Genomic DNA, 21,275 nt, shown 5'->3' on the forward strand with positions numbered 1-21,275 from the left:
GCCCCTCGCGCGACCGGGCGGGCCCCGAAGCCCAGGCCGGGATCCATGATCAAGTGTGTGGGCGTAGTGTGGACCCCTGCCTGCTCTGCCGCCCGTAGCGACACGCGTTCCTCTCTGGGCGGACAGGATATGGCCTGACCTGCGGGCGGTTCGTGTTGACGACTCGCGCGCCCTTGCATACTGTTTCGTGTTGGCACTCTCCCCTTGAGAGTGCCAACATGCGACGAGGCAGGTCTGACACCCGCGACGGCAGGCCCCGCTGGTCGCCTCTTCTAGATAATCGAAATCTGAAGGGGAGGTCCGATCGTGACGACCGCCACCAAGGTTCCCGTTAAGCCGCTCGGCGACCGCATCGTGGTTCAGCCGCTTGAAGCCGAGCAGACCACCGCCTCTGGCCTGGTCATCCCGGACACCGCCAAGGAGAAGCCGCAGGAGGGCAAGGTCCTCGCGGTGGGCCCCGGCAACTGGGATGAGGACGGCGAGAAGCGGATTCCGCTCGACGTCAAGGAGGGCGACGTCGTCCTCTACAGCAAGTACGGCGGCACCGAGGTGAAGTACGGCGGCGAGGAGTACCTGGTGCTCTCGGCGCGCGACGTGCTCGCCATCATCGAGAAGTAAGCGCCCACGGGGCTTACTCACATGACGTATCCGAGCCCCGGGCGCACCTGAGCCCGGGGCTCTGATGCGTCGTCCGCTGTGCCCCCGAGCCTCCCTGGCTCGTTAGAGAGGACTGTCATGCCGAAGATCCTGGCTTTCGAGGAGGACGCGCGCCGCGCTCTTGAGCGTGGCGTGAACGCCCTCGCCGACGCCGTCAAGGTGACCCTCGGCCCGCGTGGCCGCAACGTGGTCATCGACAAGAAGTTCGGTGCGCCGACCATCACCAACGACGGCGTCACCATCGCTCGCGAGGTCGAGCTCGATGCGCCGTACGAGAACCTCGGCGCCCAGCTCGCCAAGGAAGTCGCGACGAAGACCAACGACGTCGCCGGTGACGGCACGACCACCGCCACCGTGCTGGCCCAGGCGATGGTCCGCGAGGGTCTGCGCAACGTCGCCGCGGGCGCCCAGCCGATGTCGCTCAAGCGCGGCATCGACAAGGCCGCCAAGGCGGTCAGCGAGAAGCTGCTGGAGTCGGCCCGCCCGGTGGTCGACAAGAAGGAGATCGCCGACGTCGCGACCATCTCCGCCCAGGACGCCAAGATCGGCGACCTGATCGCGGAGGCGTTCGACAAGGTGGGCAAGGACGGTGTGATCACCGTCGAAGAGTCCAACGCGATGGGCCTGGAGCTGGAGTTCACCGAAGGTCTCCAGTTCGACAAGGGCTACCTGTCGCACTACATGGTCACCGACCAGGACCGGATGGAGGCCGTCCTTGAGGACGCCTACATCCTGCTGACCCAGGGCAAGATCGCCTCGGTGGCCGACTTCCTGCCGCTGCTGGAGAAGGTCGCCCAGAGCAAGCGGGCGCTGTTCGTGGTGGCCGAGGACGTCGAGGGCGAGGCCCTTGCCGTACTGGTGACCAACAAGATCCGCGGCACCTTCACCTCGGTCGCGGTCAAGGCCCCCGGCTTCGGCGACCGCCGCAAGGCGATGCTCCAGGACATGGCCATCCTGACCGGCGGTCAGGTGGTGTCCGAGGAGGTCGGCCTGAAGCTGGAGCACGTCGGGCTGGACGTGCTCGGCACGGCCCGCCGGATCGTGGTCACCAAGGACACCGCCACCATCGTGGACGGTGCCGGTGAGGCGTCCGCGATCGAGGACCGGATCCGCGAGATCAAGCTCGCCATCGAGCAGAGCGACTCCGACTGGGACCGCGAGAAGCTCCAGGAGCGCCTCGCGAAGCTGGCCGGCGGCGTGTGCGTGCTCCGGGTGGGCGCGGCCACCGAGGTGGAGCTGAAGGAGAAGAAGCACCGCCTGGAGGACGCGATCTCCGCGACCCGCGCCGCGATCGAGGAGGGCATCGTCTCCGGCGGTGGCTCGGCCCTGATCCACGTCGGCAAGGACCTCGGTGACCTCGGCCTGACCGGTGACGAGGCCACGGGCGTGGCCATCGTCCGCCGGGCCCTCGTCGAGCCGGCCCGCTGGATCGCCGAGAACGCCGGCCTCGAAGGCTACGTGGTGACCTCCAAGGTCACCGAGCTTGCGGCGGGTCACGGGTTCAACGCGGCCACGGGCGAGTACGGCGACCTGATCGCTCAGGGCGTCAACGACCCCGTCAAGGTGACCCGCTCGGCCGTCCAGAACGCCGCGTCGATCGCCGGCATGCTGCTGACGACCGAGGCGCTCGTCGTGGACAAGCCCGAGGAGGAGACCGAGGGCGCAGGCGGCGGCCACGGTCACGGCCACGGCCACGGGCACTGACCGCCCCGGCGTAAGGGCTCTCACGTACGGCCCGTGCCCCTCTCACGGGGGCGCGGGCCGTTCGCGTGCCGGCGGGCCGTACGCCCGCGGGCCGTCGCCCCTGCTGCCCGTGTGGCGGCGCCATTCCGCGGACATGTGATCAGTGGACGCAAGTGTGTCGGATAGAAATCTGTTTCGCGGTAAACCTACGCCGGGCTTAAAGCGTCGTCCAAGGATCGCCCCAATAGGCCGCATATTGGCTAATCCCCGGAAATATTTCATGGCAATTAATCCGCACTGTCGTCATTCGATTACGGGGGGTCAGCATCCCGTCAATGTGACCAATCCGTAGCCGTTCGCCATGACGACAGGCCCGATCAGTACGGGCATCATGCCTAACGTGACCGAGGGAAGCGTCGCCGACGCCATAGGTGGGGTAAGGCTTGCGACGAGATCGGATGAGTCCGACCTCAGGGAACTGACGAGCCTGGCCGTTCAGGGGGATCGCAGTGCGATCGAAACATTGCTCGGGCGGTTGCGCCCGATGGTGGTGCGTTATTGCCGTGCACGACTGGGCCGAGTAGCGGGGCAGTATCACATTGCCGATGACGTCGCTCAGGAAGTGTGCATTGCGGTGCTGTCCGCGCTGCCGCGCTACCGCGACATGGGACGGCCGTTCGCGTCCTTCGTCTTCGGCATCGCCTCGCACAAGGTGGCCGACGCGCTGCGGAGTTCGGTGCGCTCGGCCGTACCGACACAGGACCTGCCCGACGGGCCTGACGACGGCCCAGGGCCCGAGGAGACCGTGGTCCGCTACATCGAGGCCGAGCACGCGCGGCGGCTGCTGTCGCGGCTGCCGGACAACCAGCGCGAGCTGATCATTCTGCGCGTGGTCTCCGGACTGTCCGCCGAAGAGACCGGTAATGTACTCGGCATGTCACCAGGTGCGGTTCGGGTCGCCCAGCACCGGGCGCTGGCGCGACTGCGCGCGATGGCCGAGCTGGAGTCGATCGCTTGAGCGCGCTCGACCCCTACTGTCAGGCTCGCTCGCTGCGGCCCGGCGGCGAGGAGTCGGGCGTCGTCGCCGACGACATGATCTGCCACGAGCTGTCCCGCCGGGAGGCGCCCGCCGACTCGGGTGACCCGGCGGTCCGCCTGCTACAGGCGCTGATCGACGATGTCGATCAGCGCCGCTCCTCGGTGTCGATCACGCCGTCCACGTAGCCCCTGGCGTACTCCCAGCTCACGTAGTCGGTCGGGTTGGGCTGGAAGGCGGGCTCGTGTACCTGCGGGCGGCCGTTGTCGATCATCTGGCGCAGGTTGCCGCGGAGCAGGTCCCAGTCGAAGTAGTGCTGTTCACCGCATTCCGGGCAGTCGAGCACCAGGCCCAGCACGCCCTGCGGCTCCAGCAGCGAGCGGAACACCTCCACGTCGGCGAGGTCGGTGATCGCCTCGTCGCGCTCGGCGGGCGTCAGCGGTTCGCTCTCCGTGAGCCCGCTGAAGGCTCCGGCCGGGTCTTCAGGATCGTCCGCGAACGGGTCGCGGGGGAGATCTTCCACGCATCCCACCTTGTCAACGACTATGGGGAAAGAGCCTATAGTCTGGCTCCCCGTCTTGCTCGGTGTGTGACGCGCCTGATGAAGCACTGTTTGCCGTCGCTGTTCGCGCTCGGTGTGCGGGTCGCCGCGCGCCTCACCGGTCCGCCTCCTTCAGCCATCCTCGCCGCGCGGCCCGCACGCCCGCGTGAAAGCGGGACTGCGCGCCGAGTTCGGTCATCGCGTCGGCGAAGCGTGCCCGTACCGTGCGTACCGAAACCCCCAGATTCCGGGCGATCAGCTCATCGCACATCCCCTGCGCCGCCAGCCGCAGCACCTGCACCACGCCGTCGGCCGAACCGGCCCAGGGCAGCGGCTCGGCCCGCGCCCACAGCTCCTCGAACAGCGAGCGCAGCACCCCGACCATCACCGAGGTCCGCACGAAGTAGCACTTGTAGCCGTGGTCGGGCGGGTTGCCGCCCCACAGGGCGGGCAGCCCCGCGGTGTCGTGTCCGGCGGTGAAGAACCAGCTCGGCACGCGGTCGAGGGTGCGCGCGCTGCCGCCGCCCGCGGTCAGCTCCTGGAGCTTGCCGGCCAGGCCGGGGACGCTCAGCGACTCCACCGGGACGATCATGCGCAGCGACATGAGCCCGCGCCGCTGCGCATCGACCCATGTGTCGGCATATCTCCTGGCGAAGTCGACCATCGTGCGATGGTCCGGAATCGCCGCGCAGACGTCGAGCGGGGGCGCGTCCACCGCCATGCCCACCACGCTCTCGAACAACTCGTCCGCGCCGCTGACCGCCTCCACGGGGAACGGGCCGCTGCGCAGGTCGTGCCCCGCGTCGTAGTCGCGCATCAGCTCTCTGATCGAACTCAGCGCCGAGTCGATCTGCCTGCTCTCGGCCGCCAGCCGGTCCAGCCGCTCGGCGACCAGCCGGCCGAGCGCCGCCGCCGGGTGCCTGGCGAAGTACTCGCCCGAACGCTGGTCGACCACGCCCAGCCGTACCAGGGCGGCGAGCTGCTCGCCCAGCCGCTCCTGCGGGTGTTCCGTCGCCGCGGCCAGCTCGGCGGGCGAGGCGCGGTGCAGCCGGAGGATCGTGGTGTAGAGCACGGCCTGGGCCGGGGTGAGGCCGAGGCCGCCGAGCGGGTCGGGTAGCGTGCGGGAGTCGTTGCGCATCGGCGGGGCTCCTGGGGGACGCGATGTGCCGTGAGGATAACCCGGTCACGGCACGGTGGTCCTGGGCTTGGACGGAGTCCGTGCAACCTGGTTGCAACTTTGTGCAGTTGCACGTTCTTTCGTTGCGCAATGACGCGGGGTGACGCAGGCTTGACACAGCGTCGGCATCGCCCGTCGGAGGCGGCCCGCTGACCGGAGACGGAGGGGGATCCGGTGGCAGGCGCTTTCCGCCGGTCGGTGCCGGTGGCGGGGGATCGGGGGGGACACCGACCTTTCCGATCTCCCGTCTTCTCGTCTCCGGCCACGTGCCCCGAGCACGGACCGGGGCCCGGTCGTCGCCCGGCCCCGTGCCATGTCGGTGGGTGTCACGACTCGTGGGCCCGTGGCCGGACGGCGGTACGTGGGGATCGTCGTCCGACCTCGGGCCCACGCGCCGCCCTCGGGGTGCTGGCCCCGCATGTCAACGTGCTGGCCCCGCATGTCAACGCTCCATGCGCCCACTAAACTGATCTGGTACCGCTCCACAAGGGCTTCGCCACGGCCGGGGTCCAACATCATGGGCGCGCCACGGCAGAGGGGTTACCAGCATGGCCAAGTTCACCGAGACCGGGCTCACGTACGACGACGTCCTGCTCGTCCCGGCGTATTCCGACCTGCAGCCCGGCGACGCCGACACCACCACGCGGCTGACCAGGTCACTGAACCTGCGCATCCCGCTGATCTCCGCCGCGATGGACACCGTCACCGAGGCCCGCATGGCGGTGGCGATGGCCCGCCAGGGCGGCATCGGCATCCTGCACCGCAACCTGTCCATCGAGGAGCAGGCCCAGCAGATCGACCTGGTCAAGCGGTCCGAGGCCGGGATGGTCACCAACCCGGTCACCTGCTCGCCCGATGACACCCTGGCCGACGTCGAGCGGCTGTGCGCCCACTACCGCATCTCCGGTGTCCCGGTCACCGATGACAAGGGCGTGCTGGTCGGCATCGTCACCAACCGCGACATGCGCTTCGAGACCGACCAGAGCCGCCTGGTCCGCGATGTGATGACCCCGATGCCGCTGGTGACCGCCCCGGTCGGCGTGTCCCGCGACGAGGCGTTCAAGCTGCTGCGCTCGCACAAGGTGGAGAAGCTGCCGCTGGTCGACGCGGGCGGCCGGCTGCGCGGCCTGATCACGGTGAAGGACTTCACCAAGAGCGAGCAGTACCCCCTGGCCACGAAAGACGTGAACGGCCGGCTGGTGGTCGGCGGCGCGGTGGGCGTCGCGGGCGACGCCGAGAAGCGCGCGATGGCGCTGCTGGAGGCCGGGGCCGACGTGATCGTGGTGGACATCGCGCACGGCCACTCCCAGGGCATGTACGAGATGGTCGCCAAGGTCAAGAAGAACGGCGCGGCCGATGTGATCGCCGGCAACATCGCCACCAGGGCGGGCGCCCAGGCGCTGATCGACGCGGGGGCCGACGCGGTCAAGGTCGGCGTCGGGCCGGGCTCGATCTGCACCACCCGCGTGGTCGCGGGCGTCGGCGCGCCGCAGGTCACCGCGATCTACGAGGCGTCGCTGGCCTGCCGCCCCGCAGGGGTGCCGGTGATCGGCGACGGCGGCCTGCAATACTCCGGCGACATCGCCAAGGCCCTCGCGGCCGGGGCCGACACGGTCATGCTGGGCAGCCTGCTCGCCGGGTGCGAGGAGTCGCCGGGCGAGCTGATCTTCATCAACGGCAAGCAGTACAAGTCCTACCGCGGGATGGGCTCGCTGGGCGCGATGCGCAACCGCGAGCGCGGCGGCTCCTACAGCAAGGACCGCTACTCCCAGAGCGACGTCGCCAACGAGAGCCTGCTGATCCCCGAGGGCATCGAGGGCCAGGTGCCCTACCGCGGCCCGGTCTCGGCGGTCGCCCACCAGTTGATCGGCGGGCTGCGCCAGGCGATGTGGTACACCGGGTGCCGCACGGTCCCCGAGATGCACGAGCGGGGCCAGCTCATGCCCATCACCGCGGCCGGCCTGACCGAGAGCCACCCGCACGACATCCAGATGACGGTCGAGGCGCCCAACTACCACGGCCGCTAGCAGTTCCGGCCAGGAAGAAGCACAGCATGACTCAGGTGGAGATCGGCAGGGGCAAAAGCGCGCGGCGTGGCTACGCGCTCGACGAGATCGGCATCGTGCCGTCCCGCCGCACCCGCGACCCCGAAGAGGTCTCGATCGCCTGGCAGATCGACGCCTACCGGTTCGAGCTGCCCGTCGTGGTGAGCCCGATGGACAGCGTCGTGTCCCCCAAGATCGCGATCGAGGTGGGGCGGCTGGGCGGGCTCGCCGTACTCGACCTCGAAGGGCTGTGGACCCGCTTCGACGACCCCGAGCCGCTGCTCGCCGAGGTCGCCGAGATGGAGGGCGAGGCGGCGACGCGGCGGCTCCAGGAGATCTACTCCGCGCCGATCAGCGATGAGCTGATCGGGCGGCGCGTCGAGGAGATCCGCGCCGCGGGCGTGATCGCCGCGGGCCGGCTGTCGCCGCAGCGCACCGCCCAGCACCACAAGGCGGTGATCGACGCCGGGGTCGACATCTTCGTCATCCGTGGCACCACCGTGTCGGCCGAGCACGTCTCTGGGCAGGCCGAGCCGCTCAACCTGAAGCAGTTCATCTACGAGCTGGACGTACCGGTGATCGTCGGCGGCTGCGCGACCTACACGGCGGCGCTGCACCTGATGCGCACCGGCGCGGCCGGCGTGCTCGTCGGCTTCGGCGGCGGCGCGGGCCACACCACCCGCACGGTGCTCGGCGTGGCCGTGCCGATGGCCACCGCCATCTCCGACGTGGCCGCCGCCCGCCGCGACTACATGGACGAGTCGGGCGGCCGGTACGTTCATGTCATCGCCGACGGCGGCATGGGCACCTCGGGTGACATCGCCAAGGCCATCGCGTGCGGGGCCGACGCCGTCATGGTCGGTTCCCCGCTCGCCCGGGCCGCCGAGGCCCCCGGCCGGGGCCACCACTGGGGTTCGGAGGCCCACCACCCCGACCTGCCACGCGGCAGGCGGGTCACCTTCGGCACGGTCGGCACCCTGGAGCAGATCCTGCACGGCCCCTCCACGGTGGCCGACGGCTCGATGAATCTGATGGGCGCGCTGCGCCGCACCATGGCCACCGCCGGTTTCTCCGACATCAAGGAGTTCCAGCGGGTAGAGGTCGTCGTCGCCCCCCGCTGAGCGGCCACTCCGGCCACACGCCGACGGGTGTGGCCGGATTTCTCATCCGGACGCCAAGCCGCCCGGTACTGACCGTGGCGATGGACCGGCCGCTCACGCGGCGGCCGGCCGCCAAGGCGCATGGCCTGTGACCAGGGGCGAAGGCCATCGCCCTGGGCGCTCACCGTGTGCGACGGCACGGCAAGGTCCCCGGCCACGCACTGATGAGTGGTACTCCCGGGTGTGGTAGGACCGCCTGACCCGCCGTTCGCCGCCGCGAGCCGGCGGTGTCAGGTGCCATGCCTTGAATGCGGGCGACCGAGGCCCGGGCCCGGTGCGGTACCAAGGCCACCATTTCGAGCGAGGTAGCCCAGGGACCACCCGCCTTCGGCCCGGTGCTCGACCGGTTACACCACGCTGTGGAGCGGGGTGTCGCCCGGCTCGGCCGGCATCGTGCCGTCGCCCTCGCATGCGACGAACTCCCTGGTCACGATGGCTCTGCTCGCCTTCGATCACGCGCTGAGCCGCAGGTGGATCACTTCACGTAATGACGGAGGATCCCGTTCCCGTTACTCGAAACGATCTTTACTTTTATGCCTTCCTTATGTGATGATCGGTCCGCTTTCATACATCTGTTCGAAAGGCTGTGCATGAACAAGCGCCGATTAGCGTCCCGCTCACCTGGCCGGACGCGCCGCCCCGCTGCCCTGATCACGGCTCTGACGCTGCCGCTCTCCCTGATGAGCGCGCCCGCCATCGCCCAGGCAGCCAAACCGCCCCCCGCGTCGACCTCCACACCAGCAGGCGCCACGCACGACCCCGCGCTCAAAAGCGCCTGGGACAAAGCCGCCAAGACCGGCAAACCCGTCGAAGTACCCGCCCAGTTCACCGAGACCATGAAGGTCTGGGCCGACCCCGACGGCAAGAAGCTCAAAGCCGAGCTGTACACCCGCCCCATCCAGCTCAAGAACAAGGCCAGCGGCGCCTGGGAACCCATCGACACCCGCATCATCACCCGCGACGGCAAGCTCCAGCCCGCCCGCGTCAAGACCCCGCTGACCTTCGGCGGAAAAGGCGCCAAGCACCTGGTGTTCACGACCGGCGAGCACGGCGGTACCGGCCTGGGCGTGACCCGCGCGCTGCCCGAGCCGAAGACCTCCGGCAACGCCGTCACTTACCCCGACGCCATCGCCCCCGGGGCCGACCTGGTGGTGCAGGCCCAGGCCGACGGTTTCGTCTCCCAGGTGGTCTTCCGGCGCAAGCCGGTCGGCCCGGTCACCGTACGGCTGCCGCTCACCCTGCCCGAGGGCACCGAATTCGGTAAGACGCCCCAAGGACTGCCGCAGCTCAAGGACGCCAAGGGCAGGGCCAAGGCCGCGCCGATCGTGCTGACCGCGACGGACGCCAAGGTGGAGGCCGCCCCCGGCGAGGGCAGGACCTCCCCCGTCAAGGCCCGGGTGGAGACCTCCGGCAAGACCTCGGAGCTGGTGTTCTCCCCGGACGCGAAGTTCCTGGCCGACCCGGCGGTGGCGTACCCGGTGACCATCGCCGCCGCCTCCGAATGGTTCGGCGGCGGCGCCCCCGAGGACGCCTGGGTCAGTAAGAACGACCCCTACAACAACAACGCCGCGGCCGGCTACCTGCGCGCGGGCACCACCTCGACCAGCGCGGACATCGCCCGCGTCTACATGAAGTTCGACACCACGGACCCCGTGCTGAAGGGCGCCACCGTCGTCCAGGCCGACCTGAGGATGTGGAACTACAAGTCCGGCGGGCCCAACGGCCAGTTGTGCGGCGACCCGCTGGGCGCGGGCATCGTGGCCGCGCGGGTCACCGGCCCGTGGACTCTGGACGGGACGGCCGACAGCCTGGACTGGACCAACCAGCCCTCGGCCACCGGCACCGAAGGGCTGAACCGGGCCGGTTACAACTACGACGCCGATCCCGCCACCTGGTGCGCCAAGGACGACGAACTCTTCTACCGGGTCACCGGCATGGCCCGCGCCTGGATCGAGCAGGGCGTGCCCAACCACGGCATGGTGCTGCGGACCGCCAGCGAGACCGCGGCGATCAACTGGCGTCAGTACTACTCCAGCCAGTTCGGCGGCGGCCAGCCCTATCCCGGCTACCGCCACCCGCCCGCCCTCATGATCGAGTACATCCCGAGCGTCAAGGAGCACCAGATCGTGCTCCGCACGTACCCGGGCGACCAGGAGCCGCCCGCGGCGTCGTACGCCGACGACCAGGCATGGGTGGCGGCGGGCAACGTCCACTACGACGAGCTTCCTCCGTCGCGCGTCATGACCGACGACGAGGCGCTGGCCAACGCCGTGGCCAGCAACAGCTCGGCGCAGACCTCCCTGACCGAGGCCTACTATCCGGAAGGGCTCACCGACGAGGAACTGATCGAGGGGATCGACACGGATCCCGAGGCGCCGCCGGAAGAGCCCGAGCCCGACATCAACCCACGCCCCGAGGACGACACAACGCCTCCCACGGTGACGGAGACCAGCCCGGCGAGCGGCCAGGTCGGGGTCCCCACCGCGACGTCGGTCGTGGCCGTCTTCAGCGAGTACGTCACTGACGCCGCCGTCACCGTCAAGAACCCGCAAGGGGCGCAGGTCGCGGGGAACGCCGTCCTGGACGCCTCCCACAAGGTGCTGACCTTCACCCCGGACGCGGCGCTGGCCGGCGACACGGCCTACACCGTCGAGGTGAGCGGCGCCAAGGACATCGCGGAGAACGTGATGACCCCCCGGACGTGGTCCTTCACCACCGCCGCGCCGGACACCGCCCCGCCGGTCGTGTCGGGGACGAGCCCGGCCGCGAACGCCACCGGAGTGCCGGTCGACGCGCCGGTGCGGGCGACCTTCGGCGAGAAGGTGTCGGGCGCGCAGATCACCGTCAAGAACGCCCAGGGCGTCGCGGTCGCCGGCACGTCCGCGATGGACGCCGAGGGCAAGGTGCTGACCTTCACCCCGCAGCAGCGGCTGGCCGGCACCACCGTGTACACGGCCGAGGTGAGCGGGGCCAAGGACACCTCGGGCAACGTCATGGCCGCGCCGCACATCTGGTCGTTCACCACGGCCGCGGACGCGCCGCAGCCGATCCCGGGGCTGGTGGCCGCGTACGGCATGAACGAGGGCTCGGGCACGAGCGTGGCCGACGCCTCCGGGAAGAACAACACCGGCACCGGCAGCAGCACCGCCTGGGTGAACGGCAAGTACGGCAAAGCGCTGTCGTTCAACGGCTCCTCAAGCTGGGTCACCGTGCAGGACGCCGCCTCGCTACGGCTGACGACCGGGATGACGCTCTCGGCCTGGGTCAACCCGGCCACGGTGTCCTCCTGGAGCCCCATCCTGGGCAAGGAACTGAGCGAGGAGGCGCTCTCCTACACCCTGTACGCCTCCAACAGCACGGTCCCCTCCGGCTGGGTGCAGACCGACCCGGAGACCCCCACGACCGTCAACGGGGCCTCTCCGCTGCCGGTCAGCACCTGGAGCCACGTGGCGCTCACCTACGACGGCTCCGCGCTGCGGCTGTTCGTCAACGGCGCGCAGGTCGGCCAGACCGCGCTGTCCGGCAGCCTGTACGACGACGGCAGCCCGCTGCGGATCGGCGGCAACGCCGCCTGGGGCGAGTTCTTCGCCGGCCTGATCGACGAGGTACGCGTCTACGACCGCGCCCAGACCGCGACCGAGATCCAGACCGACATGAACACCCCCGTCGGCCAGCCGCCGGTACAGGACACCCAGGCGCCGAGCGCGCCCGGCTCGCTCACCGCGACAGGCGGCGCCGGCACCGCGCAGCTCACCTGGACGGCCTCGACGGACAACGTGGGCGTGACCGGCTACGCGATCCACCGCTCCACGACGCCGCAGTTCACCCCGTCGGCCGCGAACGCCGTCGGCTCGGCGACGGCCACCACGTTCACCGAGGCGGGCCTCGCCGCCGGGACCTACCACTACCGGGTCCGGGCCTTCGACGCGGCCGGTAACCACAGCCCGTCATCGAACGAGGTCGCGGCCACCGTCACGGACCCACCGGCCAATCCGGGCCTGGTGGCCGCCTATGGCATGGAAGAGGGCGCGGGCACCATCGTCGGCGACTCCTCCGGCAAGAACAACATCGGCACGGCCACCGACACCACCTGGGCGGCGGCCGGCAGGCACGGCAAGGCCCTGTCCTTCAACGGCTCCACCAGCTGGGTCACCGTCCCGCACGCCCCGTCACTGCGCATGACCGACACGCTGACGGTGTCGGCCTGGGTGCGGCCCACCGCCTCGGGCGGCTACCGCACCGTGCTGATGAAGGAGAACATCACGGACGGTTCCTACACCCTCTACTCCGACTCCGGCGGTTCCCTGCCCATGGGCTCGGTGGAACTCGCCGACGCGCCCCGCGGGGTGCGGGGCGAGGACCCGCTGCCGCTGAACCAGTGGAGCCACCTGGCCCTCACCTACGACGGCAGCATCGCCTACCTGTACGTCAACGGCGTGGAGGCCGACTCCTACCCGATCACCGGCGAACTCGTCGACGACGCCGGTGACCTGCGCCTGGGCGGCAACGGTATCTGGGAAGACGAGTACTTCAGCGGCCTGATCGACGAGGTGCGCGTCTACAACCGGGCCCAGACCGCGGCCCAGATCCAGGCCGACATGAACAAGCCGGTCGGCGCCGCCGCGCCCGCGCCGCAACAGCGCATGAACACCACCACGAACGCGGCACCCGAGATCGCCAGGCTGACCGTGGACGACGCCCGCACCACGGACGGCGTCGCCGTCACCTCCACCCTCACCCCCCGCCTGACCACCTGGCTGCCAGCCGGGCGGAGCGGCGAGGCGAAGGTGGACGTCGAAGTCGCCCGTGCCCCTGCTGCCAAAACCGGCGCCAAGACCGGCAAGGTGGACAAGCCGGGCGCGGACCGGCGGCCGATCTGGTCCGGCCAGGCCACCGCCGGACCCGGAGACGCGCAGGCCACACTGCGGGTGCCCAAGGACCGGCTGCGGGCGGGCTCAGAGGTGCGCTGGCGGGCCCGGGTCACCACCGGCGGCGTCACCGGCGACTGGACCGGCTGGCAGACCATCATGGTCGGCCCGAACCCCAAGGTCACGGCGCGCGCCGCCACCGCCGACCCGCCGACCACCCCCGATGACCTCAAGACCACCCTGCCCACCGGGGCGGAGCAACCGAAGTGGGCGACCCCCCAGGACTGTTACCGGGAGGCCGGGCGCGCGAACTCCGGCGGCGTCTACACCCTCAACCGTTTCTCGCACTGCCGCCTGACCAGGTTCGTGGTGAACGTCTGGGAGGGGGCGCCGGGCAGTTCCTCGGCGGTGCTCAGGGGACAGTTGCACGGCTTCCAGATGATGCACACCGGTACCCGTGTCTCCCAGCGGATCTTGCAGGTGGACAAGAGGATCTCGCTGCTGCCCGACAAGAGCTGGGGCTACCAGCCCAAGAGGGTGGCGTTCGACTCGGAGGTGCTGAGCACGGTACCGGCCGGCCAGAACCCGACCATCTGCGACCGCAGGTCGGAATCCGGCATGCTCGGCATGCACACCGTCGCCCAATGGGCCACGGCGTCGGCGCAGCAACCCGGCTGGCACATGACGGAGACCTACGCCGACCGGGGCAGGGAGGGTTACCACAAGCTGGGCAGGTGCACGGTCAACAGCCACGCGCGCGGTGAGAGCCCCTTCGACAGGGGACCACGGGAGTTCAGCGGCACGGTCGGCCTGCCCTCCTTCGTCCGCTGCGACGCCTCGCCGAACATCGGCTGGCACAACAAGAACGGCGGCGGCTGCGTGCACCTGAACGCCGTCGCGAAGATGGTCATGCGGCTGGACGACGTCAACCCGCGGGGAGTCCGCTTCAACGACATCTACTTCCACGTCTCTAGGGCCTTCTACCTTCCGGACGATACCTACCCCCTGGCCGGCGGGAAGACATTCCCCGACACCGAGAACGAACGCAAGAACATTCCCGGCAAGAGCATCGCGTCAAGGCTGACCCGGGCGGCGTTCAAGGCCACGAGGGAGGCTAACTACACGGTGACGGCCACTGTCTGCAAGAACGAGGTCCCGGTCGAGGATCAGAACAAGAAGAGCTGCGACGAGTTCCCCTTCGAGTCGACCTATCAAGGAGCGGCACGGGCGAATCCTGTCCACAACTTCTCCGTCGCCAGGATCAACGCGACCGTGAACAAGCAGCACGGCAACGTGCTGAAAGCCTGGTACTGGAACAACCGGATCATCAACAAGGACGGCTTCTACATCGAGCTCCCGTAGCACCGTAACCGTCCGATGAGGTGGGATGGGGTCGCCGTGCCCGCACGGTGACCCCATCCCGACAGCGCCACCACCCTGGAACCGCGGAGGCAGGCAGCATGGCCGCATTGATCAGTGAATTACTGGACGACGACCCGATCCATGGCCTCGCCGGCGTGGTGGACGCCGATGCCGAGGAATCCCCTGACGAGTACGCCATCGAGCCGGGAGGATGGGCCGCGGCCAGGGACAACTGGATCGTCATCGACGAGCCGATGGAACAGGGGTGCCTCGTCAAGTACGAGTTGTGGGACGGCGAGCCGCCGGCGCACCCGCCCGGGGCATCGACCTGGCAGGGGACCGTCTCTCTGGAGTCCGGGATCATCCAGCCCGAGGACATCGCCGGCAGCGATCTGACCAGCAGAAGATTCGATCTCGGTCGGCCCGGCCGACGGTGGAACGTCCGCGTCCACCGCGAGCGGCTCGGCCACGGGGCGTTCCCGCCGGAGGTCGTCCAGCGGACGTTGATCACCTTGCAGTTCTGGCCGTGAGAGGCCGAGCGCGGCGGCCGAGAGCCTGAAGGAGCCGGGGTCGGCGACGAGCAGCCCAAGAACATCCCAGGCGGTAGCTGGAACAAGTTGCCAGGGTGTAACGGCGTATCCCAAAAGGAACTCGACCTGTCGGATCTGGATGATCCGGATTGCGATGAGTTTCCATTCGCCTCGACCCTGCAAGGGGTGGCACGTGTCAACCCTCCGCACGACTTCTCGGTCGCCTGGATAGACGGCACCGAGAATACTGGGGCGATCTCCAGTGGCCAAGCCGCACTCCCGCCTGTGACGTATTGGAATATCCTCAGCCATGGCCGGTATTATCGCCGAATTTCTCGACCCGAACGAGATATCGAAGTATCTGCACGGTGTCTCAGACGCCGAGGAGACGTGGGCTCTCTACGACATCGACGCCGATCCGGTGGAGTGGATCACGGCCGGCCAGAACGGGATCGTGATCAACGAGCGCCGGAGCGAGAGGTGCCTGATCAAGTACGAACTCTGGGACGACGCGCCCCCGCTCCTCGCCTCCTGGGACAGGACCTGGACCGGAAGCGTACGCTTCACGACGGGGCGAGTGACCGCGATCAGCGGAGCCTCGGGCGGGACGTCCTACGGCGAGGAATTCGACCTCGGCCGGCCGGACGGCGACTGGAATGCCAGGATCTACCGTAAATCCCTCGGGCATGAAGAATTCACGACACACATAGTCAGCTTCACTCTGCTGAAGATACAGTTCTGGACCGCATCGCCATAAGAAAGGCGGTCCACTCGGTAGGACTGAAGGTGAGGCTGGGTCTTGCAGCATCTGGCGGGTCCGCATCGACACCTGACCCGAGCCCCTGTCCAGGGTCAGACGGTCAAGCCCAGCCAGGAGGCCAGGTGGCTGAGATCGGGGTTGGAGCGGCGATGCAGGCTGATCAGCACACGAGCGGTCTCTCGGACCATGGGGTGATAGCGGGTCTGCTCGGGCGCGATCTGCCGGGACCGCCGCAGCGCGTGCAGGACAGCGGGCCGGTCGCCGGCCATCAGATGAGCGCGGGCCAGGTCGATGTAATGGTGCCCGGCTCGTGTCGGTGGCACTGAGGCCGACGGGACATAGGACTTGCCAAGCGCGATGGCCTGGTCGACGTGGCCCAGCTCGACATGGGCGGCGACCGCATGGATGTGGATGTTGGCCGGGCCGAAGGTCAGGTGATAATGCTGCTGGTCGTCGGTGCCGAGGTCGGCGGCCAGGCGCTGAGCGGCGCGCAGGTGCTCCTCGACGGCGGCGGCCTCACCGGCCCGGGAGGCCAGCGTGATCGCTCGAAGGTGCATGCTACCGGCCAGCACGATCGCGGCCGGGTCGGCTTGCAGATGGGGATCCAGGGCGACCCGGGCGCGATCCAGCAGGTGCAGGCCGTGGTCGTAGTCGCCCGCCGCCTGGAAGGAGTTGACGCGCGTCCAGTCGGCCAGGCCCACGGCGAGGGGGTCTTCGGACTGGGCGGCGGCCCAGGCGAGCTTGTGCTCGATGGACTCCGACAGGTCGCCGTGGCCGAGCCGGTACGCCAGGCCGTGGGCGGCGTAGTAGCCGGAAACCAGCAGCCCAGACGCGGTACGGCGGTTGCGACCGGTGGTGCTGAGCACGGCGGAGGTCAGCTCACGCAGCAGGCCGGGCAGGAGCGCGCCGAGGCGGGTGTAGAGGCCGCGGCTACGCAGCTCGGAGATGGCCGAGATCTCGGCGCGAAGGGCGGCCAGCGGGCGGACGGCGTCTTGCTCTCCGGGCGGCAGGTCGTAGGCGCGTAGCGCGGGGCGTAGTTCATCGATCGGGGCATGGGTGGTGGCGGCGTCGTACGGCTGGCCGTGGATGCGTTCGATCGGGACGCGCAGGGCGCGGGCGACGGCGGTGACCAGAGCGTGGGAGGCGGGCCGGTCCCCGACCTCCACCTTGGACAGCAGGCTCTTGGAGACGTTGGCGCGCTGTGCGAGCTGGTCCTGGGTGAGCCCGGCGGCTTTCCGCAGCACCGCGATGTTCGCGCCGGCGACAGCGGTGCCAGGCTGATCAGGGGTGGCGAGGTGACCGGTGGTGTCGCTGGCCATCGATGGATCCTCCCGGCGGGGGGCGGGGCGGTTGGTTTCAGCGTAGGCGGCATCTTCTCACCTCGCCCAGAAGCGTCGGTCGCGGATCGGCGCGGTGTGCAAGTTCAGTGCAACCTCGGGGCCGGATCTCGGTCTTTCCTGGAGCCAACATCCACTGCTCCGAAGGAGGAGCCGATGACCATCACCGACCTCGACCTCGGCACCAGTGACCTGGAGGAGATGTTCCGGGCGCCCGACTCGCAGGTGCCGGCCACCGGCCAGTTGTTCACCGGCAAGCCCACCTACGTCGTGCAGCGGCCGGAGATCCGCAACGAATACAAGAAGGCGTCGGGTTCGTCGGACGGGGCCAGGACCTACGACACGACGGCTACGTGATCGACGCCGCCTCCGCTGCGCTCCACAGCCCGGCCGCTTCGCCTATCTGGGGCGGCCGGGTCCTCCCCTGGCCCTGACGAAGGAGAGACGGCTGTGCTGATCCTTCAGATCGACCCCGCTGCCGCACCAGCCTGGCAGTGGGAGGGAACCTCCTACGTGACCGACGACGGTGCCGGCCGGGTAACGCCGTACGCGCATCCGATGATCGAGCATCTCGCCGCCACTGACGGCGACCGGACCGTGATCATCGTGCGGGAGCGGGTGCCCGGCCGGGCACCGGTGCCGCCGGAGCCCGTCGTGGTGACCGTGGCGCAGTTCGACGAGCTCGTTGCCCAGGCCCGCCGCTGGCCGGTCGACCACGTACTGATCGAGGTGACCCGGCACCGGCCGGTCCGCGTCACCGCCGGCGCGGTGCGGGCCACGCCGCTGTACCTGGCCCACCACGACGGGATTCTGCGCGGGTCGTGGGACATCACCGAGCTGCGGCCGTTCGCCAGGGGCATCAACGCGAAGGAGGCCACCCGGCTGCTGATCTACCGCCCCCGTTACAGTATCGACACCCCTTTCACGGGGATCTGGCGGCTCACCGAACGGGCCACCGCCAGCTTCGGCGGCGACCTGGTCATCACCTACCCAGAGCCGGTCGTGCATGCCGAGCACCGTGACCTGGCCGAGGGCGCCGATGTGCTGGCCGCCTTCACTGCGGCGATCGACGCGGCGCTGGATGCCCGGCCGTTGCAGCCGGATGCGACATTGTGCCATCTGACCGGCGGGCTGGACTCCGGCTCAATCGGCACCCGGGTCGCCCGGCGCTGGCCTGGGCAGGTCGACACGGCCACGCTGATCGTCATAGGACCAGGCCGGGAGCAGCAGATCCGGCGCCGCAACGAGATCCGCCACCGCGTCCCGTTCGGGCCGCATGACGCCTGCCTGGATACCGCCGGGCGGCCGATGTTCGGGCCGAACTGCCCTAGAGTCCGCGGCGAGCTGGTCAGCCCGTACGACGAACCGTTCTTTGAGCACTTCACCGAGTTGAACAGGATGATCGCCGACCTCGGCGCGCACACGTTGGTCACCGGGCTGGGCGGCGACGAGATGGTCGCGGTCGGCTCTGCCGAGTCGGCGAAGGCCGCCGCCGACAAGGCGCAGAACTTCGACCTTCCCTGGCTGGGACCGCGGGCCCAGGCCGCGATCGAGTACGGCGACGACGGCATCGCCCCGCCGGCGATGGCGGGCGGGATCACCCTGATGGCGGCCGAGACCGTCGCGCCGCCCCTGCTGCGGGCCGGGCTGTGGCCCCTGCACCCATTCACCCACCAGGCGATGGTCGAGCTCGGCGACCAGCTCCCGTTCTACTGGCGTGAGCTCAAGCAGCTCCAACGCAAGCACCTGGCCACCTTCGGACTCAGCCACGACGCGTGTAACCCGGTCCTGCGCGAGAGCTTCGCCGAACTGGTCGAGGAGTCCATGCTCGACTACGGCCTGTCGCTGCTGCGGCGCATCCTGAGTGACGGGTCACCACTGATCGACGCCGGGCTGTTGAACCCTGACGGGCTCAAGGCGGTCGTCACGGAGCTGGAAACCGGCGGTGTCTACACCGAGCACCGCCATTCCAAGCTGGTCGAGGTCATCACCCTGGACCAGGCGACCAGGGCGTTCCTCGGCTAGGACTGCGAATGTGGCTGCCGGAACCAGGCCGACAGGTCGAGCCGCTCCGCCCGGCGGGCCATCACGTACAGCCTCGCGTTGGTGCGCTGTTCCTCGCGCACCAATGTGAAGCCCTGGGTGAGGTTGTAGCGGGCCACCCCAGAAAAATGACAATGCCGCCGAACCCACGGGACACCGAGCTGGGCCGCCCGGTCGACTGTCCACGAAGCCATCAGCGTGCCCGGTCGCTGGTCACGCTGCGCCGGGTGGGTGATGGAGCCCGACAGATACAGGGCGGATTCCGCGCGCTCGGCGTCAGTCCAACCCCAGGGGGGGCCTTGGTCTTGCACCACGGTGCGCCCGATGACGCGGCCCTGCGCGGTCTCCAGCACCCACACATCGTTGTCGGGATTGTCGCACTCAGCGGCTAGGGCATCGACCGCGTCACGCCAGCTCGGCAGGCCCCGCTCTTCCAACCAGTCGCAGCGGGCGCGTACCAGGTCAGCGATCTGGGCGCTGTCGTTGGCCGAAGCCAGACGCATCATGAACACCCTCGTCACGATAGCTCGCCGGCTTCCTACACGGCTTCCAGTCCGGCCCGTCGGACAGATACAGTAGCGCCTGCCCTGCCACGCAGCCGAACGACAACGGGTACCGCGAGATGGCCGACGCCTTTTCTATGACGGCCTTCTTGAGGTGGTGGGCAACGGCTGGATCTCGGATGTCGGGCAGGTGAGGTCCCCCTCGGCCGCCGGACGGCGACTGGAATGCCCAGGGTCTACCGTAAATTCCTCAGGCATGAAGAATTCACGCCGGACCTGGTCAGCTTCACTCTGTTGAAGGTTCAGTTCTGGGCCGCATCGCCGTAGGCCCCACGCCGTCGTTGACCCGGTGGAGGAACGCGGTCCACTCGGCGGGGGTGAAGGTGAGGGTGGGGCCGGTGGGGTCCTTGCTGTCGCGTACGGCGATGAGGCCGGGGAGGTTGGTGGCCACCTCCACGCAGTTGCCTCCGTTGTCGGTCGAGCGGGTGCTTTTCCGCCAGATCGCTCCGTCGAGCCCCACCTGCGGTTCCATTTGCTCACCCCACTGGCTAGAGGTCGTGGCCACCGTTGCTGATCTCGTTGAGGAAGGTGGTCCACTCGGCGGGGGTGAAGGTGAGGGTGGGGCCGGTGGGGTCTTTGCTGTCTCGCATGGCGACGAGGCCGGGGAGGTTAGTAGCCACCTCCACACAAGCATCTCCGCTATCGGAGGATCGAGTGCTCTTTCTCCAGGCTGCTGCGTCGAGGCTCACCTGCTGCTCCATTTGTCCCGCCACTCCTTGATCACTTGCCGTGATTGACCGGTGCGAAGTGCATCTGCCCTAAGCTTGTCATATCTACGCAAAATGAGAGCCACCAGATCAGGATCGGATGTTACCTCCGCCTGCCCCGCCGAGCCGATGGAAACCGTGGCTGGATAGTCAACAGACTCCGCGATCACGAAACTCCCGGCCAGCCCTGATGTGGTATCGGCGTCTGATGGCACTACATGGATGTGCAGCTTGGAGCGCTCCGAAAGCGCTAGTAGGTGGTCGAGCTGCCTTGCCATCACTTCCGGGGTGCCAACACGCCGCTGTAGCGCCCACTCGTCGATCAGTACCCACAGGGTGGGCGGTTTGGCCTGCCCCAGGATGGCTTGTCGCCCCAGTCTCGCTTGCACCTGGTCTTCGACCTCTTCCTCCTCGACGATACCGAGGGTGAACAGGGCGCGCGCGTACTCCTCGGTCTGGAGCAATCCTGGAATCAGGAGCAGGTCCCAGGACCGCAAGGTGTGTGCGTTCGGCTCGATCTCGTCGGCCCAGTGGGCGTACCACTGAGGCCCGGTGAAGGCGTTGTTCATCCGCTTCCAAAGCTTGACGAAGCGCTCATCCAACCCAAAAGCCTCATCGCACTTCTCTGCGAACCTGAGCTGCGGATTCCTGGTACCTCGCTCGATGGCCCCCACGAGGCTGTGGCCGCAGTTGAGGCGGCTGGCCAGTGCCCGATGCGTCCACTGCTTGGCGGTTCGGCACTTCCGTAGCTCTTGCCGGAATTGATCCTTTGGGGAGATATGCTTTTCTTTGGCCATGGGAGGCTC

At 68.9% G+C, this 21,275-nt stretch carries 18 protein-coding genes; 11 read left to right on the forward strand and 7 right to left on the reverse strand.

The window, feature by feature from the left end; genetic code table 11:
- Positions 1-303 precede the first annotated feature (303 nt).
- The 4 genes from groES to ACH34R_RS05390 all read left to right on the forward strand — a co-directional run bounded on the left by groES (position 304) and on the right by ACH34R_RS05390 (position 3,564).
- Positions 304-618 carry a co-chaperone GroES gene (gene groES, locus ACH34R_RS05375; protein WP_082776538.1) on the forward strand — a complete coding sequence of 105 codons (315 nt, stop codon included), beginning with the start codon at positions 304-306 and terminating at the stop codon, positions 616-618.
- 117 nt (positions 619-735) lie between these two features.
- Positions 736-2,361 carry a chaperonin GroEL gene (groL, locus tag ACH34R_RS05380; RefSeq protein ID WP_397560158.1) on the forward strand — a complete coding sequence of 542 codons (1,626 nt, stop codon included), beginning with the start codon at positions 736-738 and terminating at the stop codon, positions 2,359-2,361.
- Between the two features lie 370 nt (positions 2,362-2,731).
- On the forward strand, positions 2,732-3,358 hold the full coding sequence (locus ACH34R_RS05385; protein WP_111165298.1) for a sigma-70 family RNA polymerase sigma factor: 627 nt from the start codon (positions 2,732-2,734) through the stop codon (positions 3,356-3,358).
- Positions 3,355-3,564 carry a hypothetical protein gene (locus ACH34R_RS05390; RefSeq protein ID WP_397560159.1) on the forward strand — a complete coding sequence of 70 codons (210 nt, stop codon included), beginning with the start codon at positions 3,355-3,357 and terminating at the stop codon, positions 3,562-3,564. Before ACH34R_RS05385 ends, ACH34R_RS05390 begins: the two co-directional genes overlap by 4 nt.
- Here the strand turns inward: ACH34R_RS05390 and ACH34R_RS05395 are convergent.
- Together ACH34R_RS05395 and ACH34R_RS05400 are read right to left on the reverse strand one after the other, a co-directional pair.
- Complete coding sequence (locus ACH34R_RS05395) at positions 3,525-3,899, reverse strand: DUF5319 domain-containing protein (RefSeq protein ID WP_111165262.1); 375 nt, start codon at positions 3,897-3,899, stop codon at positions 3,525-3,527. The two genes, ACH34R_RS05390 and ACH34R_RS05395, sit on opposite strands and share 40 nt — an antisense overlap.
- Before the next feature lie 133 nt (positions 3,900-4,032).
- Positions 4,033-5,055 (reverse strand): LuxR C-terminal-related transcriptional regulator, encoded by a 1,023-nt coding sequence (locus ACH34R_RS05400; RefSeq protein WP_397560160.1) that lies wholly within the window; start codon positions 5,053-5,055, stop codon positions 4,033-4,035.
- Positions 5,056-5,642: 587 nt separating this feature from the next.
- On the opposite strand from ACH34R_RS05400, the gene guaB reads away from it, so the two are divergent.
- The 5 genes from guaB to ACH34R_RS05425 all read left to right on the forward strand — a co-directional run bounded on the left by guaB (position 5,643) and on the right by ACH34R_RS05425 (position 15,816).
- Positions 5,643-7,121, forward strand: a complete 1,479-nt coding sequence (gene guaB / locus ACH34R_RS05405; protein WP_397560161.1) for an IMP dehydrogenase — start codon at positions 5,643-5,645, stop codon at positions 7,119-7,121.
- A gap of 35 nt (positions 7,122-7,156) precedes the next feature.
- Positions 7,157-8,260 (forward strand): GuaB3 family IMP dehydrogenase-related protein, encoded by a 1,104-nt coding sequence (locus ACH34R_RS05410; protein WP_397560462.1) that lies wholly within the window; start codon positions 7,157-7,159, stop codon positions 8,258-8,260.
- Positions 8,261-8,979: 719 nt separating this feature from the next.
- The gene (locus ACH34R_RS05415; RefSeq protein WP_397560162.1) at positions 8,980-14,529 is read left to right on the forward strand and encodes a LamG-like jellyroll fold domain-containing protein; all 5,550 of its coding nucleotides are present in this window, start codon (positions 8,980-8,982) and stop codon (positions 14,527-14,529) included.
- A 107-nt stretch (positions 14,530-14,636) separates the two neighbouring features.
- On the forward strand, positions 14,637-15,059 hold the full coding sequence (locus tag ACH34R_RS05420) for a hypothetical protein (RefSeq protein ID WP_397560163.1): 423 nt from the start codon (positions 14,637-14,639) through the stop codon (positions 15,057-15,059).
- Positions 15,060-15,369: 310 nt separating this feature from the next.
- Positions 15,370-15,816 (forward strand): hypothetical protein, encoded by a 447-nt coding sequence (locus ACH34R_RS05425; protein ID WP_397560164.1) that lies wholly within the window; start codon positions 15,370-15,372, stop codon positions 15,814-15,816.
- Between the two features lie 95 nt (positions 15,817-15,911).
- Here ACH34R_RS05425 and ACH34R_RS05430 read toward each other — a convergent pair whose 3' ends face one another.
- Complete coding sequence (locus ACH34R_RS05430; protein WP_397560165.1) at positions 15,912-17,138, reverse strand: helix-turn-helix domain-containing protein; 1,227 nt, start codon at positions 17,136-17,138, stop codon at positions 15,912-15,914.
- Between the two features lie 174 nt (positions 17,139-17,312).
- Between ACH34R_RS05430 and ACH34R_RS05435 the strand changes: the two genes are divergently transcribed.
- Both ACH34R_RS05435 and ACH34R_RS05440 read left to right on the forward strand, forming a co-directional pair.
- Positions 17,313-17,513 (forward strand): hypothetical protein, encoded by a 201-nt coding sequence (locus tag ACH34R_RS05435; protein ID WP_113984090.1) that lies wholly within the window; start codon positions 17,313-17,315, stop codon positions 17,511-17,513.
- A 93-nt stretch (positions 17,514-17,606) separates the two neighbouring features.
- Positions 17,607-19,181 carry an asparagine synthase gene (locus ACH34R_RS05440; RefSeq protein ID WP_397560166.1) on the forward strand — a complete coding sequence of 525 codons (1,575 nt, stop codon included), beginning with the start codon at positions 17,607-17,609 and terminating at the stop codon, positions 19,179-19,181.
- Here ACH34R_RS05440 and ACH34R_RS05445 read toward each other — a convergent pair.
- The 4 genes from ACH34R_RS05445 to ACH34R_RS05460 all read right to left on the reverse strand — a co-directional run bounded on the left by ACH34R_RS05445 (position 19,178) and on the right by ACH34R_RS05460 (position 21,266).
- Entirely contained in the window at positions 19,178-19,705 is a 528-nt protein-coding gene (locus tag ACH34R_RS05445) for a GNAT family N-acetyltransferase (protein ID WP_397560463.1), read from the reverse strand. The two genes, ACH34R_RS05440 and ACH34R_RS05445, sit on opposite strands and share 4 nt — an antisense overlap.
- Before the next feature lie 283 nt (positions 19,706-19,988).
- Positions 19,989-20,234, reverse strand: coding sequence for a DUF397 domain-containing protein (locus tag ACH34R_RS05450; protein ID WP_397560167.1), 246 nt, complete (start codon positions 20,232-20,234; stop codon positions 19,989-19,991).
- 16 nt (positions 20,235-20,250) lie between these two features.
- Positions 20,251-20,463 (reverse strand): DUF397 domain-containing protein, encoded by a 213-nt coding sequence (locus tag ACH34R_RS05455; protein ID WP_397560168.1) that lies wholly within the window; start codon positions 20,461-20,463, stop codon positions 20,251-20,253.
- Entirely contained in the window at positions 20,448-21,266 is an 819-nt protein-coding gene (locus ACH34R_RS05460; protein WP_397560169.1) for a Scr1 family TA system antitoxin-like transcriptional regulator, read from the reverse strand. Before ACH34R_RS05460 ends, ACH34R_RS05455 begins: the two co-directional genes overlap by 16 nt.
- Positions 21,267-21,275 lie beyond the last annotated feature (9 nt).

It is taken from the genome of Spongiactinospora sp. 9N601, assembly GCF_044326295.1.
Lineage (GTDB): Bacteria > Actinomycetota > Actinomycetes > Streptosporangiales > Streptosporangiaceae > Spongiactinospora > Spongiactinospora gelatinilytica.